At 40.5% G+C, this 20877-nt stretch carries 24 protein-coding genes; 7 read left to right on the forward strand and 17 right to left on the reverse strand.

Annotated elements, in window-relative coordinates:
- Positions 1-39: 39 nt before the first annotated feature.
- Together AC6F33_RS08890 and AC6F33_RS08895 are read right to left on the reverse strand one after the other, a co-directional pair.
- Positions 40-1587 carry an amidase family protein gene (locus tag AC6F33_RS08890; protein WP_500777005.1) on the reverse strand — a complete coding sequence of 516 codons (1548 nt, stop codon included), beginning with the start codon at positions 1585-1587 and terminating at the stop codon, positions 40-42.
- Positions 1588-1814: 227 nt separating this feature from the next.
- A complete protein-coding gene (locus AC6F33_RS08895) occupies positions 1815-2168 on the reverse strand; it encodes a hypothetical protein (RefSeq protein ID WP_255746610.1) in 354 nt (117 codons plus the stop codon).
- Between the two features lie 263 nt (positions 2169-2431).
- On the opposite strand from AC6F33_RS08895, the gene AC6F33_RS08900 reads away from it, so the two are divergent.
- Entirely contained in the window at positions 2432-2623 is a 192-nt protein-coding gene (locus AC6F33_RS08900; protein WP_500777006.1) for a hypothetical protein, read from the forward strand.
- A 25-nt stretch (positions 2624-2648) separates the two neighbouring features.
- On the opposite strand, the gene AC6F33_RS08905 is transcribed toward AC6F33_RS08900, so the two are convergent.
- The 4 genes from AC6F33_RS08905 to AC6F33_RS08920 are packed head-to-tail and all read right to left on the reverse strand — an operon-like array spanning position 2649 to position 5729.
- Complete coding sequence (locus AC6F33_RS08905; protein WP_480947565.1) at positions 2649-2870, reverse strand: DUF5348 domain-containing protein; 222 nt, start codon at positions 2868-2870, stop codon at positions 2649-2651.
- Complete coding sequence (locus tag AC6F33_RS08910; RefSeq protein ID WP_480947566.1) at positions 2867-3667, reverse strand: ExeA family protein; 801 nt, start codon at positions 3665-3667, stop codon at positions 2867-2869. Before AC6F33_RS08910 ends, AC6F33_RS08905 begins: the two co-directional genes overlap by 4 nt.
- The gene (locus AC6F33_RS08915) at positions 3660-5015 is read right to left on the reverse strand and encodes a DDE-type integrase/transposase/recombinase (RefSeq protein WP_255747206.1); all 1356 of its coding nucleotides are present in this window, start codon (positions 5013-5015) and stop codon (positions 3660-3662) included. The genes AC6F33_RS08910 and AC6F33_RS08915 overlap by 8 nt, the downstream gene beginning before the upstream one ends.
- A gap of 48 nt (positions 5016-5063) precedes the next feature.
- A complete protein-coding gene (locus tag AC6F33_RS08920) occupies positions 5064-5729 on the reverse strand; it encodes a DUF6431 domain-containing protein (RefSeq protein WP_304654789.1) in 666 nt (221 codons plus the stop codon).
- Between AC6F33_RS08920 and AC6F33_RS08925 the strand changes: the two genes are divergently transcribed.
- Positions 5722-5985: a GNAT family N-acetyltransferase gene (locus tag AC6F33_RS08925; RefSeq protein ID WP_500777007.1), complete on the forward strand. Its 264-nt coding sequence runs from the start codon at positions 5722-5724 to the stop codon at positions 5983-5985. The two genes, AC6F33_RS08920 and AC6F33_RS08925, sit on opposite strands and share 8 nt — an antisense overlap.
- Positions 5986-6067: 82 nt before the next feature.
- Here the strand turns inward: AC6F33_RS08925 and AC6F33_RS08930 are convergent, their stop codons facing one another.
- From AC6F33_RS08930 to AC6F33_RS08940, 3 genes are all read right to left on the reverse strand, one after another.
- Entirely contained in the window at positions 6068-6583 is a 516-nt protein-coding gene (locus tag AC6F33_RS08930) for a hypothetical protein (protein WP_255746614.1), read from the reverse strand.
- Between the two features lie 117 nt (positions 6584-6700).
- The gene (locus tag AC6F33_RS08935; RefSeq protein ID WP_255746615.1) at positions 6701-7684 is read right to left on the reverse strand and encodes a YeiH family protein; all 984 of its coding nucleotides are present in this window, start codon (positions 7682-7684) and stop codon (positions 6701-6703) included.
- A 302-nt stretch (positions 7685-7986) separates the two neighbouring features.
- Complete coding sequence (locus AC6F33_RS08940; RefSeq protein ID WP_255746617.1) at positions 7987-8280, reverse strand: hypothetical protein; 294 nt, start codon at positions 8278-8280, stop codon at positions 7987-7989.
- A 604-nt stretch (positions 8281-8884) separates the two neighbouring features.
- Between AC6F33_RS08940 and AC6F33_RS08945 the strand changes: the two genes are divergently transcribed.
- Positions 8885-9775: an SDR family oxidoreductase gene (locus AC6F33_RS08945; RefSeq protein ID WP_500777008.1), complete on the forward strand. Its 891-nt coding sequence runs from the start codon at positions 8885-8887 to the stop codon at positions 9773-9775.
- A gap of 52 nt (positions 9776-9827) precedes the next feature.
- Here AC6F33_RS08945 and AC6F33_RS08950 read toward each other — a convergent pair whose 3' ends face one another.
- On the reverse strand, positions 9828-10418 hold the full coding sequence (locus tag AC6F33_RS08950) for a GNAT family N-acetyltransferase (RefSeq protein ID WP_500777009.1): 591 nt from the start codon (positions 10416-10418) through the stop codon (positions 9828-9830).
- A gap of 256 nt (positions 10419-10674) precedes the next feature.
- On the opposite strand from AC6F33_RS08950, the gene AC6F33_RS08955 reads away from it, so the two are divergent.
- Both AC6F33_RS08955 and AC6F33_RS08960 read left to right on the forward strand, forming a co-directional pair.
- Entirely contained in the window at positions 10675-11826 is a 1152-nt protein-coding gene (locus tag AC6F33_RS08955; protein WP_500777010.1) for a glycosyltransferase family 4 protein, read from the forward strand.
- A 200-nt stretch (positions 11827-12026) separates the two neighbouring features.
- Positions 12027-12464 carry a YrvL family regulatory protein gene (locus AC6F33_RS08960; protein ID WP_255748170.1) on the forward strand — a complete coding sequence of 146 codons (438 nt, stop codon included), beginning with the start codon at positions 12027-12029 and terminating at the stop codon, positions 12462-12464.
- Positions 12465-12694: 230 nt separating this feature from the next.
- Here AC6F33_RS08960 and AC6F33_RS08965 read toward each other — a convergent pair whose 3' ends face one another.
- The 6 genes from AC6F33_RS08965 to AC6F33_RS08990 all read right to left on the reverse strand — a co-directional run bounded on the left by AC6F33_RS08965 (position 12695) and on the right by AC6F33_RS08990 (position 16979).
- Positions 12695-12886 (reverse strand): YwbE family protein, encoded by a 192-nt coding sequence (locus AC6F33_RS08965; RefSeq protein WP_255748169.1) that lies wholly within the window; start codon positions 12884-12886, stop codon positions 12695-12697.
- Positions 12887-12973: 87 nt separating this feature from the next.
- Positions 12974-13777, reverse strand: coding sequence for an alpha/beta hydrolase (locus AC6F33_RS08970; protein WP_500777011.1), 804 nt, complete (start codon positions 13775-13777; stop codon positions 12974-12976).
- Between the two features lie 100 nt (positions 13778-13877).
- Complete coding sequence (locus tag AC6F33_RS08975; protein WP_483315990.1) at positions 13878-14216, reverse strand: DUF5412 family protein; 339 nt, start codon at positions 14214-14216, stop codon at positions 13878-13880.
- 295 nt (positions 14217-14511) lie between these two features.
- Positions 14512-15204 carry an ABC transporter ATP-binding protein gene (locus AC6F33_RS08980; protein WP_500777012.1) on the reverse strand — a complete coding sequence of 231 codons (693 nt, stop codon included), beginning with the start codon at positions 15202-15204 and terminating at the stop codon, positions 14512-14514.
- A gap of 4 nt (positions 15205-15208) precedes the next feature.
- Positions 15209-16282 (reverse strand): ABC transporter permease, encoded by a 1074-nt coding sequence (locus tag AC6F33_RS08985; RefSeq protein WP_500777013.1) that lies wholly within the window; start codon positions 16280-16282, stop codon positions 15209-15211.
- Between the two features lie 109 nt (positions 16283-16391).
- Positions 16392-16979, reverse strand: coding sequence for a TetR/AcrR family transcriptional regulator (locus tag AC6F33_RS08990; RefSeq protein WP_255748163.1), 588 nt, complete (start codon positions 16977-16979; stop codon positions 16392-16394).
- A 259-nt stretch (positions 16980-17238) separates the two neighbouring features.
- On the opposite strand from AC6F33_RS08990, the gene AC6F33_RS08995 reads away from it, so the two are divergent.
- On the forward strand, positions 17239-18141 hold the full coding sequence (locus tag AC6F33_RS08995; RefSeq protein ID WP_480947339.1) for a methyl-accepting chemotaxis protein: 903 nt from the start codon (positions 17239-17241) through the stop codon (positions 18139-18141).
- A 164-nt stretch (positions 18142-18305) separates the two neighbouring features.
- Positions 18306-18779: a glutathione peroxidase gene (locus tag AC6F33_RS09000; RefSeq protein ID WP_255748160.1), complete on the forward strand. Its 474-nt coding sequence runs from the start codon at positions 18306-18308 to the stop codon at positions 18777-18779.
- Between the two features lie 117 nt (positions 18780-18896).
- Here AC6F33_RS09000 and htpG read toward each other — a convergent pair whose 3' ends face one another.
- Complete coding sequence (htpG, locus tag AC6F33_RS09005) at positions 18897-20780, reverse strand: molecular chaperone HtpG (RefSeq protein ID WP_480947338.1); 1884 nt, start codon at positions 20778-20780, stop codon at positions 18897-18899.
- Positions 20781-20877: the final 97 nt, after the last annotated feature.

The raw sequence follows: 20877 nt of genomic DNA on the forward strand, positions 1-20877 counted from the left end.
ACCTGTGCGGACATAAATTTCAAAGGTTTTGCCTGCCAATTATAACGTTGGTTTCACGCGATGTTGCGTTGCCTGTTCAAATGAAAAAGCGAGTTCAATTAATCTCGGTTCACTATACGCCATACCGACAAAGGTAATACCTATCGGTTCGCCTTTTGCTGTATAGCCCGCTGGGACCGTGATGGATGGGTAACCGGCTTTTGCTGCAATATCCGATCCTTGATAATCAGCAAAAATCAGTGCGTCCAATTTCCGTGTTTTAACCACTGCATCAATGCCTTCCTTGCGTGAAAGGCGCAAATCCTCCGCACGATCAGACAGATACTGACGTTCTCCTAAATCACCACTGAGTTCGTCTGCTCTTTCAAGTATTGTTTGCCCATACTTCAATGCCTCATCTGAATGTTCATTATTATATGCAATGAGTTCAGAGATGCTATGAACGGGTACGTCATCGGCAAGCTTCTCAAGATATTGATTCATGTCATAGGCGAATTCTCGAATCATGACTGAAGATTTGCGTTCTTCTAGTGTGTCTGTTGCTGGAATAATCGCCGGATCAACAATTACTGCTCCTTTTTCACGCATTAAGTCAAGGGCATTATTTATAATTTCTGCCTTTTCGTCGCTAACCGAATCCAAATAACGTCGATCAATCCCTAATCGAGCATTCTTCAATTCACCTCGTTTCAAGAATACTGAATAATCCTTCGCAACATCACCTTGACTCCAGATTGTTTCCTCATCTTCTTCATCGATGCCTGTAATGACATTTAGGAGAAGTACAGCATCTTGAACGGTCCTTGCTATGGGACCGGCCGTATCCTGACTGTGAGAGATCGGCACAATTCCGCTGCGACTGACAAGACCAATCGTTGGTTTAATTCCGACCACCGAATTATAGGCGGCAGGACAAATAATTGAACCTGATGTCTCTGTACCTATACCGACTGCTGCCAAATTTGCGGCAACTGCCGAGGCTGTCCCGCTGCTCGAACCTCCTACATCAAAAGCAGCACCATAAGGATTTCGGACTTGTCCACCTAAAGAGCTGTAGCCGTTAGGCATGCCTTCAGTAATGAAGTTAGCAAACTCAGTCAAATTTGCCTTTCCGAGAATAATGGCACCAGCTTTTTTCAACTGTTTAATAACAAAGGCATCCTCTGAAGCATGATTTGTTTTAAGCGCAACAGAACCTGCCGTTGTGTGCATTTTCCCTGAAGTACTCACATTGTCCTTAACGATGACCGGGATTCCAAATAATGGTCCGACGTCAGGAGTTACCGTTCTTTTGACGTCGCATGCCTCAGCTTCGTGCAAGGCGTCCGAATTCAATTCTAATACTGAATTAAGCATCGGCCCTTTCTTATCAAACAGATCAATGCGGTCAAGATACATTTGGACAAGATCCTTAGAAGTAACTTGTCCCAGTTTCAACGCTTTTTGCATTCCTGTTAAAGTCATTTCTTCAATTTCAAATGGCTTACGCTTCGCTGCTTCCTGCCGCAAGTACATACCTGCAGTAACTGCAGCGGCGGCAGCTCCTGTCAGTGCGGCGGCAAATGCAAATTTCTTTTTTTTAGACATTAGATTCACTCCATTGATCAAATTCGTTGCAATGATGCAAATTGTGGCGACAAATTTAATCTAATCTTACCGTTTAGAAAAGAAACATGCAAATAGCTTAATGGTTCATCTAATAACGCGTTTTTAACATAGTAATCATGTAATAGCGTCAATTGTTTTTCAAACAAAAAAAAACGAACTTAAGAAAATCTTAAGCTCGCCATGAAACATTATAAACATTACTCTGATCAAACTGGGCGATTTCCACATCCGCAGCTGTCATTGTCATCATCGTTGTCATCAAAATCAAAACGTGGACCAAATGATTTAACTGCGACAACGTCGTCCAGACAAATATCTATTGTGGAAATCTTATGTTTCCCACAATCAAATAGCGTCAGAACATTTTTTGAAACACCTGCAAAGAAACCTTCTACTGGACGAGAGCTCTTCAAAAACACCTTGATAAAGTCATTTTTAGAGACACCTTCCAGCAAATCTTGACCATTGCACCCTCTGTCATACTGATTGCCAGAGTTGTTGCTTCCATTACTACAACCGCAACTGGATTGCTGACCATAAACAAAATTGTTCCAACCCATCAATAACTCCTCCTTGATTGTTTATTGAGCTTACATGAATAGCGTATGAAATAGAGCTCTTATGGTCATGGACAGAGTATCCGGTTCATGTGTACATTTTTCTAATGAATGGATGGTCAAAAATAAAGAGTTAGATTCTGCATCCGTTCCATTTGATAAACCGTTTACATTTGTGTTTAAATGAAAAAGAGGATCATTTAGATTACATGCAGTTAGGATGACTTGTGAAGTGATCACAATAGAAATAGAATCGAGGAATGATTATGGAATTAAAAGAGGGAAAAAATCGCTTTTACATGGTTGACAGCAATGACGAAATTGGTGAAGTGACTTTTACTGAGGATTATCCTTCCGTGTTATTGATACTCATTTATGTCCAGAAAATGACGGTGGCTATTGACCGCAGTTTGACGAGGACGCTGTCCAATGATCGCCAAAAAATAAGACCATCTTAAAGAAGACAGTCAATTAACCGGATATTTATAGAATAACCTGATATCTTTCTTTTTCGTTTAGGTTGAAGCGAACACCTTCGGTGATAATATACCAACAATTGCAGAATTCTAGGGTGCAGTTTAGGTAGTAGTAACCCAGAATCAGATTAAATCCTTCCCCACAGTGCAGTCCGTAGGACTGACCTTCAAATAGTACAGCCCAACGATCCTGTTCACGATCATAGAACATTTCATAGGGTGGGTTCATGAAAGTTCCCCCTCAATCACTCGCTTAACCATCCGATCATCAATGATGGGATGACCATTTTGAGCACCATATATTAGGCAATGCGTGCACACCTTATTGATCAGCCGCGGTGTACCACTAGAGAATCGGTAGATTTCTTCAATGGCATCCTCTGTAAATACCGGACGGTCGCAACCAGAAAACTTGAGTTGACACTCAATATAGGCACTGGTTTCTGAGCGATCATAATGACCGATCTTGCACTGAAGATCGATGCGCTGACGAATAGCGGCGAAACTTTGAAGTTTCAGACGGTCCCAAAGCTCACTTTGACCGACCATGATGAGAGCCATTGGACTTTGTGAATCCATTTTAAAGTTCAAAAGGAACCGAACTTCCTCCAACATTTCACGACTGAGCAGATGAGCTTCATCGACAACGCAGACAGGCTGGATACCATGAATCCCACGCATGAGTTCGATTTCATGATGCAGTTGTCTTTTCGCATCCCCCCGATAAAATTTAGCCTCACAGCCCAACTGTTCCAGGAGTCCCTTGTAGAAATGACGTGGCGTTAGCTTTGAATCGGACAAATAGAGAACACTATAATGACTTGGATCTAATTCTTGTGTAAAGCGTCGGACAATTGTCGTTTTACCTGTGCCACAGTCACCTGTTAAGACAGCGAAGAGCTGACGTTCCGCTGCGTGTATCAGGCGCCCCAAAATCTCATCCATAGATTGTGAGTGATAGAGATTGCTTGAAGGAATTGATCGGGAGAAGGGTGCCTGCTTCATCTGGTAAAATGGCTCAAACAAGGTGCTCACCTTCTCTCATCACCTTGCTGTAAGAAACCGCCGGTTTCTGCACGTCTTGCCGTTCCTCGTGCTTTTGAGTTGCTGCACGCAAGAGCCGTGACGCATCCGTTTGTTTGGGTTGAAGGTTTTCAGGTAATTCTGGTCGTTTTCCGACATGTGTGCCAATCTCAAGTTTCTTAGCTTGCCAGGGAGTATAACCTTCTTTTTCAATAGTAATTTGTGACAGATCTGATGGATCATAGATAACATCCACGGTAGTGCCGATAAATGGAGTACCCACTTCATACAGTTGGTTCTGAAAACTGATACATCCGGATTTATCTACCTTTCTTTTTTCCGCATGAAGAAAAGCCAAGCGGATGGTTTCCGCATCCAGAAAGTGTAAGACCTTTTTATCGCTCCGGTAAGCCATCTCCGGTGTGACATGCTCGCCCAGGGCCGAGTGAGGCTTGTTCAGATAACATTCACTGAGCCAGACTTTGAAGAGGTCATTCAGTTGATCAAGTGACTTGGGCTTTTCTAATGCGATTTCTCCCAAAAAAGCATCCACAACACGGTTTAGACGTTCTACCTTGCCTTTTGAGCTAGGCGAGTACGGTCGGGCATAGAGGAGCTTTGTCCCCAGTTTGGAACAGGTCCGAGCCATCCATTTCGTGCGATACTGCTTCCCGTTATCAAAAAATACAGCTTCCGGTCTCCCATACTTCTGAACAGATTGGCGGAAAGCATCTTCAACGATCCGCTGATCTAGAGTGGGATAAAAAGCACCATGAAGGACAAAACGAGTGGCGTCATCGATGAATAAAACAAGATAGGCTTGTTTCTTGATACCGCCTTGACCAATGGGGAGGAATGGTCCAAATTTGATATCCGACTGCCAGAGCTTATTTCGATGAGATTGTTGGAAGCGTCGAGCGGCTCCTGCTGTTGACTGGTAGAGCCGCATTTGCCGTGAGCTATAACCTCGTTCCGTAAGTCTTTCCTGCAGTGTTGATCGCTTAATTTCACCCGGTTTTGCTCGTCCCTCCCACTCCAATATTTGGATAATCTGCCGGACACTTCGTTGGGGTGCTTCTCTTCTGAGCAGGATTGCTTCTTCCAATAATTCATTTCTTAACGCGCCTTTTATCAAGCCTGCCTGTTTACGCATGGGCTTGAGCCCCTCGAGTCCGAGCTCTCGATAGCTGCCCAGATAACGTCGGATCGTTCTTTCTGAGAGTCCACTTGTTTCACAGATCTGTTTTTTCACTTCAGTCGCTCTGGCGGTGTCCAAATCGCCAGATAACAATGGGGCGATCAGTTGAAAACGTTGAGACGCAATTTCTTCCAGCTTTTTAGAATTTCTCATCACACATCTCTCCTCGTTTTAGCCTTCATCATGAAGTTTAAACGGGAGTCAGCCGGACAAAAATGCAGAACGGGTCTGTACCCAAAGATGAACATTAACAATCGGTCTGGCCATTCTAGCCAGCCAACCTGGTGCATCGCCAAATAGCCGTCCAATTTTTTCGAGTGCGGTCAGTGATTCCACGGACGAAGGATCCACTGGGGCTAAATTGATTTGTTGAAAGCGGAGAACGATCGAATGAAGACAGGCCAGCCAGTAATCGATATACTCAAGGAACCAACGGTTCCAACGATATAGAGTCGAATTGTCCGCAGCGACATCATTTTTGTGAGGCTGGGAAACAACTTTTTCAAAGCAACGTGACTCATAACGTTTATAAGGAATAAGCAGATCAGGGAGTTCATGATGAACTTTTGAACACGTGCCACAACACAAACGACGAATGCGCAGTGAAACGCACGTTCCTGAATCCTTTATGTATTTTCTCAAACGGCTTCCAATGACTTTAAGTTCTCCTCCACAACAAGGACAAGGCACCTTTTCCGCACCCTTAACAGAAAACACCTGTGGATGGGTTATCAACAAGCCGATAGTCTGATATAATAACCATATTGTTGGTTTTAAGGGTATCCCTCGTGTAAGTAGGATTACACGGTAAAGGGATACCTTTTTCCTTTCGTAAAATAAGTGCCAGCTATAAAGTCCTATGGACATTATAGCTGGCACCTACTGGACAGGCAATCCCGTCAACTTTCGGCTATTTTCAGGCAGCAATAACACTTCCGTTCTAAGCATTAACCATACGTTTGTTAACCCGAAATACAGAGGACAACACATTGCGAAACAGTTGATCCAAGCCGTTGTCGATCGGGCAGTTTCTGAACACAAATTGATTTTGCCAATTTGTTCGTATGCTAAGGCTTCATTTGAGCGAAATCCAGAGTACCAAAAAATTCAATATAGGCCTTAATAAATCAAAAATAGGTGAAATTCCTCATTTAATGACGTGTATAAAAAGGCAGATGTGCATGTTGCACATCTGCCTTTTTCAATTAATAGCCGAGCAGTTTCGCTACCAAACCCTTTTTATGTCTCTTTGCTTCAGTAGCTTCCCTCAATCGCATCATCAGTTGTTTATCTCGAAGTTCTATCCTTCTCTCAAACTCACTACCGAAATTTTCTATAACTCGATCAGCAGCTTGTTTTGCTGCAGAAGCTGCGACTTCTTCGATCATTGCATGCATCTCGTCAGAAGCTAAGGTAACTACATCATGTTCCGAAACGAGATCATGCGCAACATTAGCAGGAAGATGGGACAAATCTTTTTTACCGCAAATCGTTTGAGCTGCATCATCAATCGTAAGACCATTTTTCACCTGTTCCAGCAATTGTTTTATCGTACCTAGATCCTCTTGAAAATAGATTCTTTGATTACTTTTATTTCTCGTGAATAAATATCCATATTTCTCCAGAGCCATTGTCAAATGTCTGAGTTTGTTCTTCGTAATCTCCAATTTCTCAGAGGCTAGCTTTGTAAAATAACCGATTGAGTCTTCGTCCGCACGCATGGGAAGTCCCTCCGAATCTTTGTAAGTATAAGCTACTTATACATACCTTACACATTCATAGGGCAGATTCCTACTTAATAAAAAAATTTCGATCAAATACTTATCGACGACTTTTACTTATAGAAGCCAATATTGGACAAAAATCGAGACCACAGCAAGCACAAACCAGCAAATCAGACCCAGTAGAATAGGGCGGATTCCATTTTTAAGCAGTTTCACCAAATTTGTATTTAACCCGATACATACCATGGCCATAACGATCATGTATTTACCCACGTTTACAAGCAAATGAAACAATGCCTGCGGAAATGGTATAAACGTGCTGATTACTGAAGCAACAGCAAACCAAATAACAAACCATGGGAAAATTTTTGAAAATCGATAGGTACCTGATTGCCCCTTTCCATTGCGTGCAAAGATAAAAGCAAGTGCCAATGTTACAGGTATAATCATCAATGTGCGTGTCAACTTAACAATGACCGCGAGATTTCCTGCTTCATGACTGAATGTGTATCCGGCGGCAACGACAGATGATGTATCATTGATGGCCGTACCCGCCCAAAGACCAAATTGATGATCACTCATTCCAAACAAATGACCCAGAAATGGAAATAGAAACGCAGCAATTACATTGAATAAAAAGATCGTCGAAATCGAGTGTGCAACTTCTTCGTCTTTTGCGTGAATAACCGGAGCAGTTGCAGCGATCGCGGAACCGCCACATATCGCTGTTCCGACGCCGATCAATGTTGTTGTTCTACTCTCCGTTTTCAACAATTTTCCGGCGATATATGCCGTTAAAAAAGCCGCTGTTAAAGTAAAAATCATTAAGAGCAGCGTTTGTCCGCCTGCTCTGATAATATTGAAGAGATTCAGACCAAAGCCCATCAAAATGATCGAATATTGTAGAACTTTCTTGCCCGTAAATGCAACACCTGTATTTAATAAGACAGGTTTTTTCCAAAATGAAAGAATGATTCCGAGCAAAATACCCAGTACCGGACTCCCGATAATGGGCAGATAAAGACCGACCAGCCAAGCTGGGAGAGCAAGAATTGCCGCGAGTGCAATTCCCGGCAATTTGGATGTAAATGAATTCAAAACAGTTCCTCCTCATGTTTCTGCTTCACATTAAATAATCTTTATGTAGAACATCCGACTTGCACGATTGAGCAGATAATCAGCATTAAGTTTACATAAATTTATTTCTGTTTTTTTGCTGCAAGTATCATCTACTTTATCTAAGCAAGAGAACAATTTCATTATTTTACATTTTTCCATGCGATCTGTAAACTTCTTACATCACATTACAATGACTTACTTTATTTCATTAATCATAAGCACAAAATGTTATTGTTTCTTAACTGAAAAATATCAAAGAAATAAAGTATTTTGTTAAATTATCAAACGATCGGTGCAATAACGATCAAAAAAATTGCAATAATAATCAAAGTACGTGTTTGCCACTCTGGAAGACTGCGACGCTGCCTGCCAAGGAAAAATCCATTGAATTGAAGCCTATTTCGATACAGGACAAAGATAAACATTAATGTCGCCAAGAATACGAGCAGATAGCCCCAACCGCCAACCGATAAATGCATCAAATGATAAATCAAGACGATGCCGGACGAAACCAGTGAACCGAAAATAGCAACGAGCAGAAGAACACGGAATAATTCTAAAGGGCCTCTTATCATGTACCTCATCCTCTTTTATCAAGTTGAATATTTAATTCAACTTTCGATTTGTTTTACGGATAGAGTAAGCCAATCTAAACGCCTGTGAATACGCAATACACGCAGGGTCCTAAATGGAGTCGCCTTCTCCCGCCAGTCTGCATCTTTCGGCTTGTTTCATTTTATTAATCTTTATTCAAACTATTACCTAACCTTTATGTCGGTTTTAAAATTATACTTATTTTCTTATTTGCCTTTTTGAGAATCGGTTAATAATGTAATCTTTTGTAAACAGCAACGTGGCAAAGAGCAGCAAAAAAGCCCCCGCTTTGGTACGTATATGTATATAAAGCATAGGTGGTCTCGTATGGAGCATTCTTACAAAATAGAATAAAAAAATAGAGAAAAAGAGGATTATCAATGAATCAAGTACTTTCTTCAATCCTTGTGCCCTTTTTTTTAGCATATAAATGCCTCCCGAATTAAATTAATTATAGTACTTTAAGTGGCACAAAAATGCAGTTATAAATAAAGTTTCATTTATTTAACGAAAAATAAAACAGATGATTTAGTGCATGCTATGAATGAAAAAATGATTAAAATCTCAGAAAAAGAGGGAGAATTTATGGTTCAAACAGTCGTTGAAGATCCTACGAAAGAATACACGTCGAGCACTTATCCTAAGCAAGAACAGCCTGCCCCCGGACTGCAGTCGCGAATGAATCCAGTGCCAGACTGTGGTGAGAAAACCTACAAGGGAGCCGGCAGGTTACAAGGAAGAAAAGCGCTCATTACAGGTGGAGATTCGGGAATTGCCCGAGCAGCTGCAATTGCCTACGCACGGGAAGGCGCAGATGTCGCAATCAATTATTTGCCTTATGAGCAATCGGACGCTGAAGATGTCAAAAAGTTGGTTGAGGATGCGGGGAAAAAAGCAGTGCTGATTCCCGGTGATTTAACCAACGAAGCATTCTGCAAGCAAATGGTTGATAAAGCATTCCAAGAACTTGGCGGTCTAGACACGCTCACCCTCGTTGCTGGCATGCAGCAAGCTTATAAAAATATTACCGAAATTCCAACAGATGTTTTGCGCAAATCCTTTGAAACAAATGTTTTTTCACTTTATTGGATCGTAAAAGCAGCCTTGCCTCATCTACCAAAAGGCTCTTCAATCATTACTACAAGTTCCGTTCAAGCATATAATCCAAGTCCGGAACTGCTGAGTTACTCGCCGACAAAAAGTGCGATTGCCACATTTACTAAAGGACTTGCAAAGCAATTGATTTCAAAAGGAATTCGCGTCAATTCTGTCGCGCCTGGGCCGATATGGACACCGCTTCAAGTATGCGGGGGACAAATTCAAAGCGACATTCCAAAGTTTGGACAGTCTTCTCTATATAAACGTGCCGGACAGCCTGCAGAACTTGCCGGAGTTTATGTCCTGCTCGCATCCGATGAATCCAGCTATATAACCGGACAAATTTACGGCGTTACCGGCGGATTGCCGATTGCCTGATTAAGCCAATAGATTTGATGAAACAGCTCTTGTAACACAGAGAACTGTTTTATTATTTTTGAACATAATACCGCATCATTCGTTTCCATTTCGAACGCCTCACTGTTTCTCTAAAACCGGCTTTCTCAAAAACAGAAGGAATCCCTTTCCATAAAAAAGCTGCTGGCTCATTAAAATTATAAGGAATCTCTGGGTAGGCTTCAATGACTGCCGCTCCATTTTGTATGCAAAAATTAACAGCAGCCTGGATCAATTCTGCTGATAGCCCTTGCCTTCGAAACGGTTTGGCAATAAAAAAGCAGGTGATCGACCATACGGGCAGATCATCAACTCGCTTGAAGACCCGTGAGCGTTCTAAACGACCATATTGATTGCGGGGCGATGCGGCGCACCATCCTGCTGGCTGATCGTTTATGTAAAGCAATATGCCAACAGATTCGTCATTTTCAACGAGTTGATACATCGCCTGCTTATTTTTCTCCCCTTTTTGTGCTTCAAAGTCTGCTTTTTTCAAACGCCAGTTCATACACCAGCATCCCCCGCATGCTCCTCGTTCGCCGAATAGCACAGTGAAATCATCCCAATGTTCGCAATCCAATGCATAAGCCTTTATTTTTTTTGATTTATTTTCATAGACGAGCAAGGTCTCACCTCTTTCTAATTATATTGAAAACAGTTTAAGTCATATAGAATGATTTTTTCTTTTTAATATAGCTCATTATGTCTAAGCTGTCTCGGCATCATTGTATTTTTTTTACATTTATTTTGTACCAGATTTACAACATACAGAACAAACTTAACGATCTCTAATTAAACTAAAAGAGTGATCATGAATTTCTTTTCACGAAACGAAAATGCTCTTGGCCATTGACCGTCCGATAAAATGGGGAGGCTCATCGATGAAAATTGCTATTTTTACAGATACCTATACTCCACAGATTAACGGCGTTGCGAAAACTCTGGATCGCCTAACAAGCTATTTTGATCGTAAGCGAATAAGTTATACGGTATTCGCACCGATAAATGTAAATGACGAAAATACAAATAATTATGTACAAAAATTAAAAAGTATTCCATTTGCGGTTTATCCGGAATGCCGCCTTGCTGTGCCAAATCATCATCTTATTAAGAAAAAACTGCTGCATTTCCAGCCGGATCTCATTCATGTAGCAACGCCTTTTACAATGGGTCTGCTCGGAAAATATTACGCGAACAAGTTTAACATTCCGCTTGTGGGTTCCTATCACACTGACTTCGACGCTTACTTAACCTATTATAAGATGGAATTTCTCTCCCCAATATTATGGAATTACCTTCGCTGGTTTCACAATTCACTGCAAAAAAACTTTGTACCGTCTCATGAAACACTTAAGCAGTTGGAGAAAAGACAGTTTCAGCATCTAAGCATTTGGAGCAGAGGTGTAGACTGTGACTTGTTTCATCCAGTTGAGCATCCAAACGACATTCGAAGAAAATATTCAATTACTGCAAAACACTTGATCTGTTTTGCAGGACGATTAGCTCCAGAAAAAGATATTGACACGCTGCAATCAATTATAGGCATGGTAAATGATAAGTATGGAACCAGTATCCAGTGGCTGATTGCGGGCGATGGTCCGCTTGCGAAGGACATGAAGTCCAGTGCCGCCAAAAATGTTCAATTTACCGGATACTTAACACCAGACCAATTAGCAGAGGTTTATGCCGCTTCTGATTTGATGGTATTTCCTTCATCAACTGAAACCTTCGGTAATGTTGTATTGGAATCAATGGCATGTGGAACACCTGTAATCGGCGCAAATGCCGGCGGAGTGAAAAATATTATCACTGATAATCTAAACGGCAAACTATGTACTCCAAAATGTACTCGTGAATTTGCAGATGCACTTTTCACTTTGCTTAAGGATTCAACCATACGTCATGAAATGAGCCAAAGCGCCAGATCCTATGCCTTGTCACAAAGATGGGACCGCATTTTCGCACAACTCCTCAATGACTATACCGAGCTGTTTGATCATAGCTCTTCAAACCTATTGCGAGTAGATATGTAGATCGAACATGATGAACATTGGCGTTATGCATGCAATAATAAACTGCTTCATATGGCTACATTCTTTGATGGAGTTTACATTTATGATTTTTACCATTAAACGACCAAGACAAACTTTTCACCGGATTTATCTGTGTTATAATTTTATAATATGTTAAGTTTTTTCAAGAAATAAAGGATTACCGGAAGTGAGTTTTTGATATGAAAGATGATGAAAAACGATTGCCTATCGGCATTAAAATAGTTGTCGGAATATTAATTGGATCGATTATCATTGGGGCACTGCTGATTTCTCTTGGTGCAATCTTTTTCGGTTTTATCGGCATGTTCAATTTACTTGGTATCTTCTACGATAATTTTAGCACTTTATTCGCATTTACAATTTTTTATTGTGCTTTAGCTCTGTTCAGCAATGTCCCTTTCAAAGGCTGTATTTTCATGGTGAACTTTTATAAGACTCATCTAGGGCAAGCCAAGTGGGGCATTCTTTTTCTTATTGCTCTGTCGATTAACTTCATTTTAATTTCTTTTCTGGATGATCAAATGACTGGCATTTTTATTGGTCCTCGGACAAAAATTGTTGCTTCAGCATTTCTGGCAGCACTTGACCTTGTTGTTAATTCTGAACGAATTCGCTAGAATCAGCCCCCGTGCTTTTATTATTGATTGTGTTGGTACCCAGACAGAAATTCAATTCAAGTCGTACGCAAAAAAAAGAAGCAGTGATTCCTGATGTGAACCTCCAAAGTTGGATTTTTATTGTCCAACTTTAGGAGTTCAATTCATCCATTAATCGGTCAGGACTGTTTCTTTTCATGGAAGTTACATTCATAAAAGTTAATCAACACGGTAGAAAGTCTTCCCGAAGATTATTTTATCTCCTGCACTCGGCCAACAATGCCACTTTCTAACATGACCTTAATGCCGCGATGATGTACGGCTGAATTCGTCAAAATACGTTTTACAATACCTTCAGTTAACTTGCCCGTCCTCTGATCCTGCTTTTGCACTACCATCACCGTTGCTCCAATTTGAATATCCGCACGTCTTGTACCGTCCATTTTAATCGTCCTCTTTTCTGTTCCCATTGCTACTTTACCTTTATTTCACTCAACCCGCCAATCTAGGCTTGGAGTGAGCTTTCAGCACTATTCAAGGCCCAACCACCATTCATTAAGGAGCGGCCACCATTCCGAGCTTCTTTTAATTGTATCTACATGATTAGATGATGATCCATGTATGTAGGTTAGTTCAATACGTTTTGCAGCCTGAGGAGATAACTCAAATAACTGCTTGCGAAATCGCTCCGCATTTTCCGGTGGGATATGATTATCCTTCTCACCAAGGATCATTTTCATCGGAGGACAGTTGATATATCGGCTCAAATGCGTTATCGGATTCAATTGATCGTAAAAGAATTGAGCGTAACTGTCGGGCTTCCCAGGATCAAGTAATTGCTTGGGATTGAATAAGTTGTGCATACCCGGACGTAGCCAGTCCGGCGTAGTGACTACAGGTGCCACGCGAACAATGCGCGAATCAATTCCTGCCGCAGCAACTGATATATCCCCGCCCATCGAGATTCCACCCATATAGATTTGCGGCACTACATCCAGATTTGCGATCGCCCAATCGATTACTTTTTCTGTATCTAAAGCCGTCTGCCCTAGAATTGGCCAGCCAAATCGACGCATATTGGAAAATACACGTTCTGTTATCTCTGACCCGCTCTCTGTCCCCCGTTCACCATGTTGGTAATTGTCAAAAGCTAATCCAATAAATCCTTTACGCGCAATGTCAGATAAATAAGGTACAAGGTCTTCCTTAGTGCCGCCTAAGCCGCTTAAAAAGATCGCTAATTTTCTTTTACTGAGGGTTTCCTCCGGTTTGATATAGATCACCGGTATATGATCAACTAAAGTCTTTTGTACAGGTATGCCATTAATTTTCATAAGAACCTCCTTACTACCTTTAGGTTAACATTAATACAATTTGTTCACTAGTCAACACATTCTTACAAGAACACTTTGGCCATGCAGAGGAAGACAGTGGTTACTTATCATGTCGATAATCATATTTTTGGCTTTCATCCTTCACATTGAATTCGTGATTACCTATGGCAACTGTTGTATTATTGATCCATTTAACCTGGGGGTTCTGTCTTAGGACATAATACATAGCCCGCTCTTTGTTCGTTACGTTATCTCTTATTACACCAAGAACTTCATCTTCTGCAAGTCCATTAGAATTGAAATACACGATCGCTGTATATTGCTTATTTGGTGATGCGTAATGGTCATGAAACTCTCCATGAGGAATCATGTTCAAATTAAATTCCCAATTATATCCGTATATGGAAAGAAAGCCAATAATAATTAATGTAGAGATCAATAGATGTTTGCTTTTTTGTATGTTACGCCATGCAAATAGTCGAACAATAAATATGATTAAGTTAACGATTAGGACCACAGTCAGAATACATGCGAGCACTAATAAAAGATAATAAAGATTAGAATTCAGATTCCCCTCACTCCAATGTCATTAAAAAAGTCAATTTCGTAAGTACTATTGATTACCTGTGCTTCTTCTATTTCATCTTTTTGAAAGAGTTGATTTTAAATTAAAATTACTATTTAAAAATGATTTGTTTTGTAATTCAAAATTGCCAAGTCTAAAAAAATCAGTATTAAGGACGGATTTGCAAGTTGTCCGAGACCAGACTGAGACCGCCGTCAACGATCGTATACACTTTGTCACAGTATTTTGTTAAGCGGTTATCATGTGTTACCATAATGGTCGCTTTGTTTTTTTCTTTAGTTTCTTGAGCCAGCATCTTGATTACTTCGAATGCTCGATTCGAGTCCAGAGATGCCGTCGGCTCATCTGCCAATATAAGGCTGGGATTAGTGTACAGCGCTTTGGCAATTGCTACCCTTTGCTTTTCACCGCCTGAGAGATCAGCAGGATATTTCTTTGTTAAGTCTTCAATGCCTAACTGTTTTAAGAGTTGTGCTTTTTCCTGTTGATTCATATTGCCTTTTTTCACTTTATCAAGCAAACGAAACTGGTTGTCAACACTCAAATAAGGGACCAGATTAGAAGCTTGCAGGATAAAGCCAACTTCCTTAAGGCGAATCATTGACCGTTTTCTCTCACCTAGCTTTGTGACCTCTTGCCCATTTATCAAGACAGATCCTTTTGTTGGGTTTTGCAATCCGCCTGCAATGGTCAAAAAGGTACTTTTCCCGGATCCCGAAGGACCAATAACAGCAATCAGTTCACCTTTTTCAGCCGAGAATTGAGTGGTTTTTAAAGCGGTTACTTGTGTATGTCCACTGCCATAAGTCTTTGATGCGTTTTGAATGTTTAAGATGCTCATTGGTTTAACCTCCGATCGCTTGAACAGGATCAATTTTCACAATCGTTTGAACGGAAAACAAACTGCCAAGGGCAGCGACGAAAATAAAAATTGCTCCGTAGCCAATAAGTGCCGGAATGTCTAATTGGATCGGAACAGCAGACGGTAAGAAAGCACCTGTGACTACTGTTAAGATAAATCCGGCACAAACACCAAAAAGTGCTAACAGAAATGTTTGCGCGATTACAGAACGAATCAGAAAGAGCGATGAAATCCCCTGTGCCTTCATCACTCCGAAAATACTGACTTTCTGTATGGTCAGCACATAGAGAAAAATACCGATCGTTACCGATACAATGACAAATAAGAAATAAATCATGAAATCCAAGCTGATTTTTTGTGGTGTGTATCCAGGCATATGCTCAATAAACGGCTCAATTGTTGTCAGCTTAAGCCTAGAAGGTACTTTGATCTTAGTGAAATGAGGATCGCGTATGACTACTCCATTAATTAAGCCTATGTCACTCGTATCCGCCTTGCCGTATTTTATTTTTTGTACGGTTGCAATGGTTGTGTAGAGAACAGGAGCGGCATTGAATTTTGCTTTTTTAGTAAACCCAACAATGACCAATTTTTGTTCGGATGTTGAAATCGTCAGATGATCCCCAAGCTTTAATCCATCAGCCTTTAACGAATCATCGGCAATGACTTCATTATCACCTCTAAAGGAACGACCTTCCGACACCTTTGGCATGAGAAATTGGTCCTTGTGGATACCTGTGATGGCCACACTTTCTTTAATTTTTGTTCCGCTTTTTCTTGCTACGGCGAGAATTTGTGCGATTTCAGCCTTATGTTCCGCTGAGATACGTTGATCCTCATGAAGGGTCATACTGGATTGAGAAAGATTCATATCAGATTCATCGGTTAAAACAATGGCATCTGCCTTCCATTGATCGACCGCCTCCCGATTCATTTCCGCGAGTCCGTTTGCTAGACCAGATAAAAGAAAAACCAAATAAGTCATTAGAGTCAAAACACCGATGATTAATAAGAAACGAAGCTTGGCGCTTTTCATTTCATTCCAGGCTAAGAACACAATGACCACTCCTCGTTTGTTTAGACATCTAATCCTCACATCACAATCCACTTATCAGTCGATAAGCGAAACTGCATAAAAAAAATTTTGCCTAATACAAAATACTTTACTAGTTTAACAGTCCATGGAGTAAAAAATCAATGATTGCGCTCAGTCGGTCTGATAGTGAAGGTTCTGCTTCGTTTTCAACATGAGTGGAGGTCAGCGGGACTATTGAAGACAAACAAAAACGTGCTGCTGCGTCACTATTTATCTGTTCCCTAAGTATTCCTTGTTTTTCCCATTTCGCAAATAATTCTTTAAATGGATTTAGGTAAGTTTGCTGCCAGAGTTCATAAAGCATGTGCTGATTCTCCTGATTCATTTCATTTACAATATCCTGAATCATCATCATTATATTTGTCGGATGTTTTTGTATTAATACCATCAGCATTTTCTTTAATGCAATCTCCGGACGATCCGTATCTCTTTTTAGATTTTTAAATTCTTGTCGAATATCCGCTGTAACATACCGAAGTGCCGCTAAGTAGATGCTTTCCTTGTCTGGGAAATGGTGATAGAGTGCAGGTTGAGTCAAGCTGCACTGTTTTGCAATTTCACGTGTGGACACAGCATTATAACCTTTATCCATAAACAGTTTATTTGCGGTCTGAATAATTTTTTGTCTTGTGCGTTTGTATTCTTCTGCCCTTGTCAACTTTTTCCCCCTCATTCTAACTCTCAATAACTACTCAGTTAAAGATGTTGATCTTCGTTCGTATTCCCATAAGCTTTTAACAACTTTATTGTCTCATTAGTTGGACATAAATACATTAATATTGCAAGTTATTTTGCTCAAACTTACCAGCATAAATCGTTAAATCATATGGTTTCTAAACATAGTGTGACAAAAAGTGCTGTTCCCTGTTAAAGAGTGCTATAATTCCTACAGCAGATAACCAAGGGAGCAGTCGATTATGACGCAAACACAAGAAAATCTTAATCTACTTAGTAGAGCAGTAGATAAAAATTTAGCAATAATCAGCTTTAATACACAACATAAAGTGATTTATGTCAATTCAAATTTTGCGCATACACTTAATTACACACAGGATGAAATGATTGGAATGGATCATTCATCACTGTGCTTTCCTTCCTTTGCAAATAGTCCAGAGTATCTGACCTTTTGGAAAGACCTATTGAACGGCAAAAGTTATCAGGATAAAATTGAGCGTAAGAGTAAGCAGGGTGAATCTATATGGCTTGAAGCAACCTATATGCCTATTTATGATGCGAACGATGAAAATGTCATTGGGGTCCTGAAGGTCGCAACCGATATAACAGAGCGAGAGAAACAAATCAGAACCTTCACACGAGAACTTAGTGAGATGGCAGCTGAATTAAATGCGCAATCTACAGAAGGCAATAGTAAAAACAACGAATTATTAAATGAAATTGACAAAATTGAAACCTATTCGAATGAAAATGCCGAAAAATTGACGTCCCTTCAAACACAGGCAAAACAAATTCGAGGCATTGTTGATGTCATCAAACAAATTTCAGATCAGACCAACATTTTGGCAATTAATGCTGCCATTGAAGGTGCACATGCTGGTGATTCCGGACGGGGATTTGTTGTTGTAGCAAAGGAATTACAAAGACTTTCAGACCAAGTGAAGCATTCGATTAAAGAAGTAGAGAAACAGGCTTCCTCAATAATTTCAAGTGTTAACGAGATGACACTTGGAACACAAACAGTACAGAAAAATGTTCATGAGAGCCGTGAAAATGTTGCGTCGGCAGTTCAATCTTTTAAAGATATCGCCAATGCTGCGAACGCCTTGGATAAACATTCCAATCAATATCAGGAGATTCTCTAATTAAGGCCATAGATTCGCTAATTAATAAATAATCAGCATACCGGAAGCTGGCACTGTGGTGATGCCGGCTATTTTTATTTTTCTAGACGCACTTTCTTTGCAGATTATACGAGCTCGAACTAGACTATAGATAACACAAACGAACTCAGAAAGAAGGATAACTGATGACGATCTATGATTATTCATTTTCGAAGCTTACGGGAAGCGAGACGGTCCCTTTGTCTCATTATCGAAACCAAGTGCTTCTTATTGTCAATACCGCGAGCAAATGCGGCTTCACACCTCAATATGAAGGATTGGAAAAACTGTATAAAGGATACAAGGATCAAGGCTTTACGGTGCTCGGCTTTCCAAGTGACAGTTTTTTGAATCAAGAATTTGCCGACGGCGAAAAAACCGCCGAGTTCTGCAAGCTGAATTATGGTGTCACCTTTCCTCTCTTTCAAAAATCAAAAATGAAAGGTAAAGAAATGAACCCGCTCTTCCATGAATTGTTGGAAGAATCAGGTGAGAAAAAAATCACTTGGAATTTCAACAAATTCCTCGTTGATCGCGGTGGCAAAGTCGTGCACTATTACGGCTCACGAACAAAACCGGAAGCAATTGAAAGCGAAATTCAGGCGCTGCTAAAGAAGTGAAGTTCCTCTGTATGGCTGCATAATCAATAAATCAACAGATTGGCCTTGAATTTATATAAAATAAAAGCTGCTTATCTCCTGTTGTTTTGGAGATAAGCAGCTTTTTTCTAAGATGAATCAGCCCATTAATTCACAAATATTATTCGAGAACGCAACCGGATCTGATACCGGGAGACCTTCGATAAGAAGGGCTTGATTGTAAAGCAGGTTCGTATAAAGATCAACTTTTGTTTGGTCGTTGAGATCAAAGGCAGCTTTAAGTGCTTTGAACACGTTATGGTTGGTGTTAATCTCGAGAATCTTGTCTGCCTTGACATTTTCATTGTTCGGCATTTGATTGAGCACTTTTTCCATCTCAATGGATACTTCGCCTTCTGTCGCGAAGCAAACTGGGTAGGACTTCAGACGTTTGGAAGCACGCACGCCTTTTACTTTGTCTGAAAGCACATCTTTCATTTTATCAAATAAGCCCTTGTTCGCCTTTTCGTCGGCTTCGTCTTGCTTCTTGTCCTTCTCGTCCTCAATACCAAGGTCACTGCTTGATACAGACTTGAATTCTTTTTCCTTATATTTCTGAAGCATCTTGATCGCGAATTCATCAATATCTTCGGTGAAATAAAGAATCTCATAGCCTTTATCGGCGACAAGTTCGGTTTGCGGGAGCTTATCAAGCTTGTCATTCGTTTCACCGACTGCATAATAGATGTATTTCTGTTCTTCAGGCATACGTGAAACATATTCGTCCAGCGTGACCATTTTCTTTTCTTTCGATGAATAGAACATCAAAAGATCCTGAAGATCGTCCTTGTGCTGACCGTAATCCGAATAAACGCCATATTTCAGTTGACGTCCAAAGGCTTTATAGAATGTTTCATATTTCTCGCGATCTTCCTTAAGCAGCTTTTCGAGTTCTTTCCTGATTTTATGATTAATATTCTTAGCAATCAGTTTAAGCTGCTTGTCCTGCTGAAGAATTTCACGCGAAATATTCAGTGACAGATCCTCGGAATCCACCATGCCTTTAACAAAGCTGAAATAATCCGGGAGCAAATCCGCACATTTCTCCATAATCATGACGCCGTTCGAATACAGCTCAAGACCTTTTTCATATTCCTTGGAATAATAATCGAACGGAATGCTTTCCGGGATGTAGAGGATCGCGTGGTAGCGGATCATTCCGTCGGCCTGAATATTGATATAGCGAAGCGGCTTGTCAAATCCGTAATGCTTCTCCATATAGAAGTTTTCGTAATCTTCATCCTTCAGCTCCGACTTGTTCTTGCGCCAAATAGGAACCATGCTGTTAATCGTTTGAACTTCTTTTACTTCTTCAAATTCTTTCTCATTGTCTTTCTTTGGACGACTTTCCGTCACTTCCATTTTAATTGGGTAGCGGATGAAATCCGAATACTTTTTGATGATCTGACGCAAGCGATATTCCTCAAGATACTCACTGTACTTCTCATCCTCGGTATCTTCTTTCAATTCCAGGATGATATCTGTACCTACTGAATCCTTTTCAACAGGAGTTATCGTGTATCCGTCCGCACCCTCAGATTCCCACTTGTACGCTTGGTCACTATCGAGTGCCTTGCTAATGACGGTGACCTTGTCGGCAACCATAAATGAAGAATAGAAACCAACACCGAATTGACCAATGATGTCATGGTTATCCTTGGATTCATTTTCCGATTTAAATTTGAGAGAACCACTCTGAGCAATCGTTCCAAGGTTATCTTCCAACTCTTCCTCGGTCATACCGATTCCGGTATCGGAAATCGTCAACGTGCGCTTATCCTTGTCCGGAGTAATTTCAATGTAGTAGTTGTCCTTATCAAAATCAATCTTGTCGTCGGTCAGCGCGCGATAGTAGATTTTATCCATCGCATCACTCGAGTTGGAGATGATTTCTCTTAGAAAAATTTCCTTCTGTGAATAAATCGAGTGGATCATCATATCCAACAATTTTTTGGATTCTGCCTTAAATTCTTTCGTAGCCATCGGTAATCCCCTTTCTCGTGCATCTCTATAATAATCAGTTGTTTACGTAACGATTAGCACTCATCCAATCGGAGTGCTAATACTATTTTTATAGCTC

This window comes from Sporolactobacillus sp. BBK16-2, from assembly GCF_059878335.1.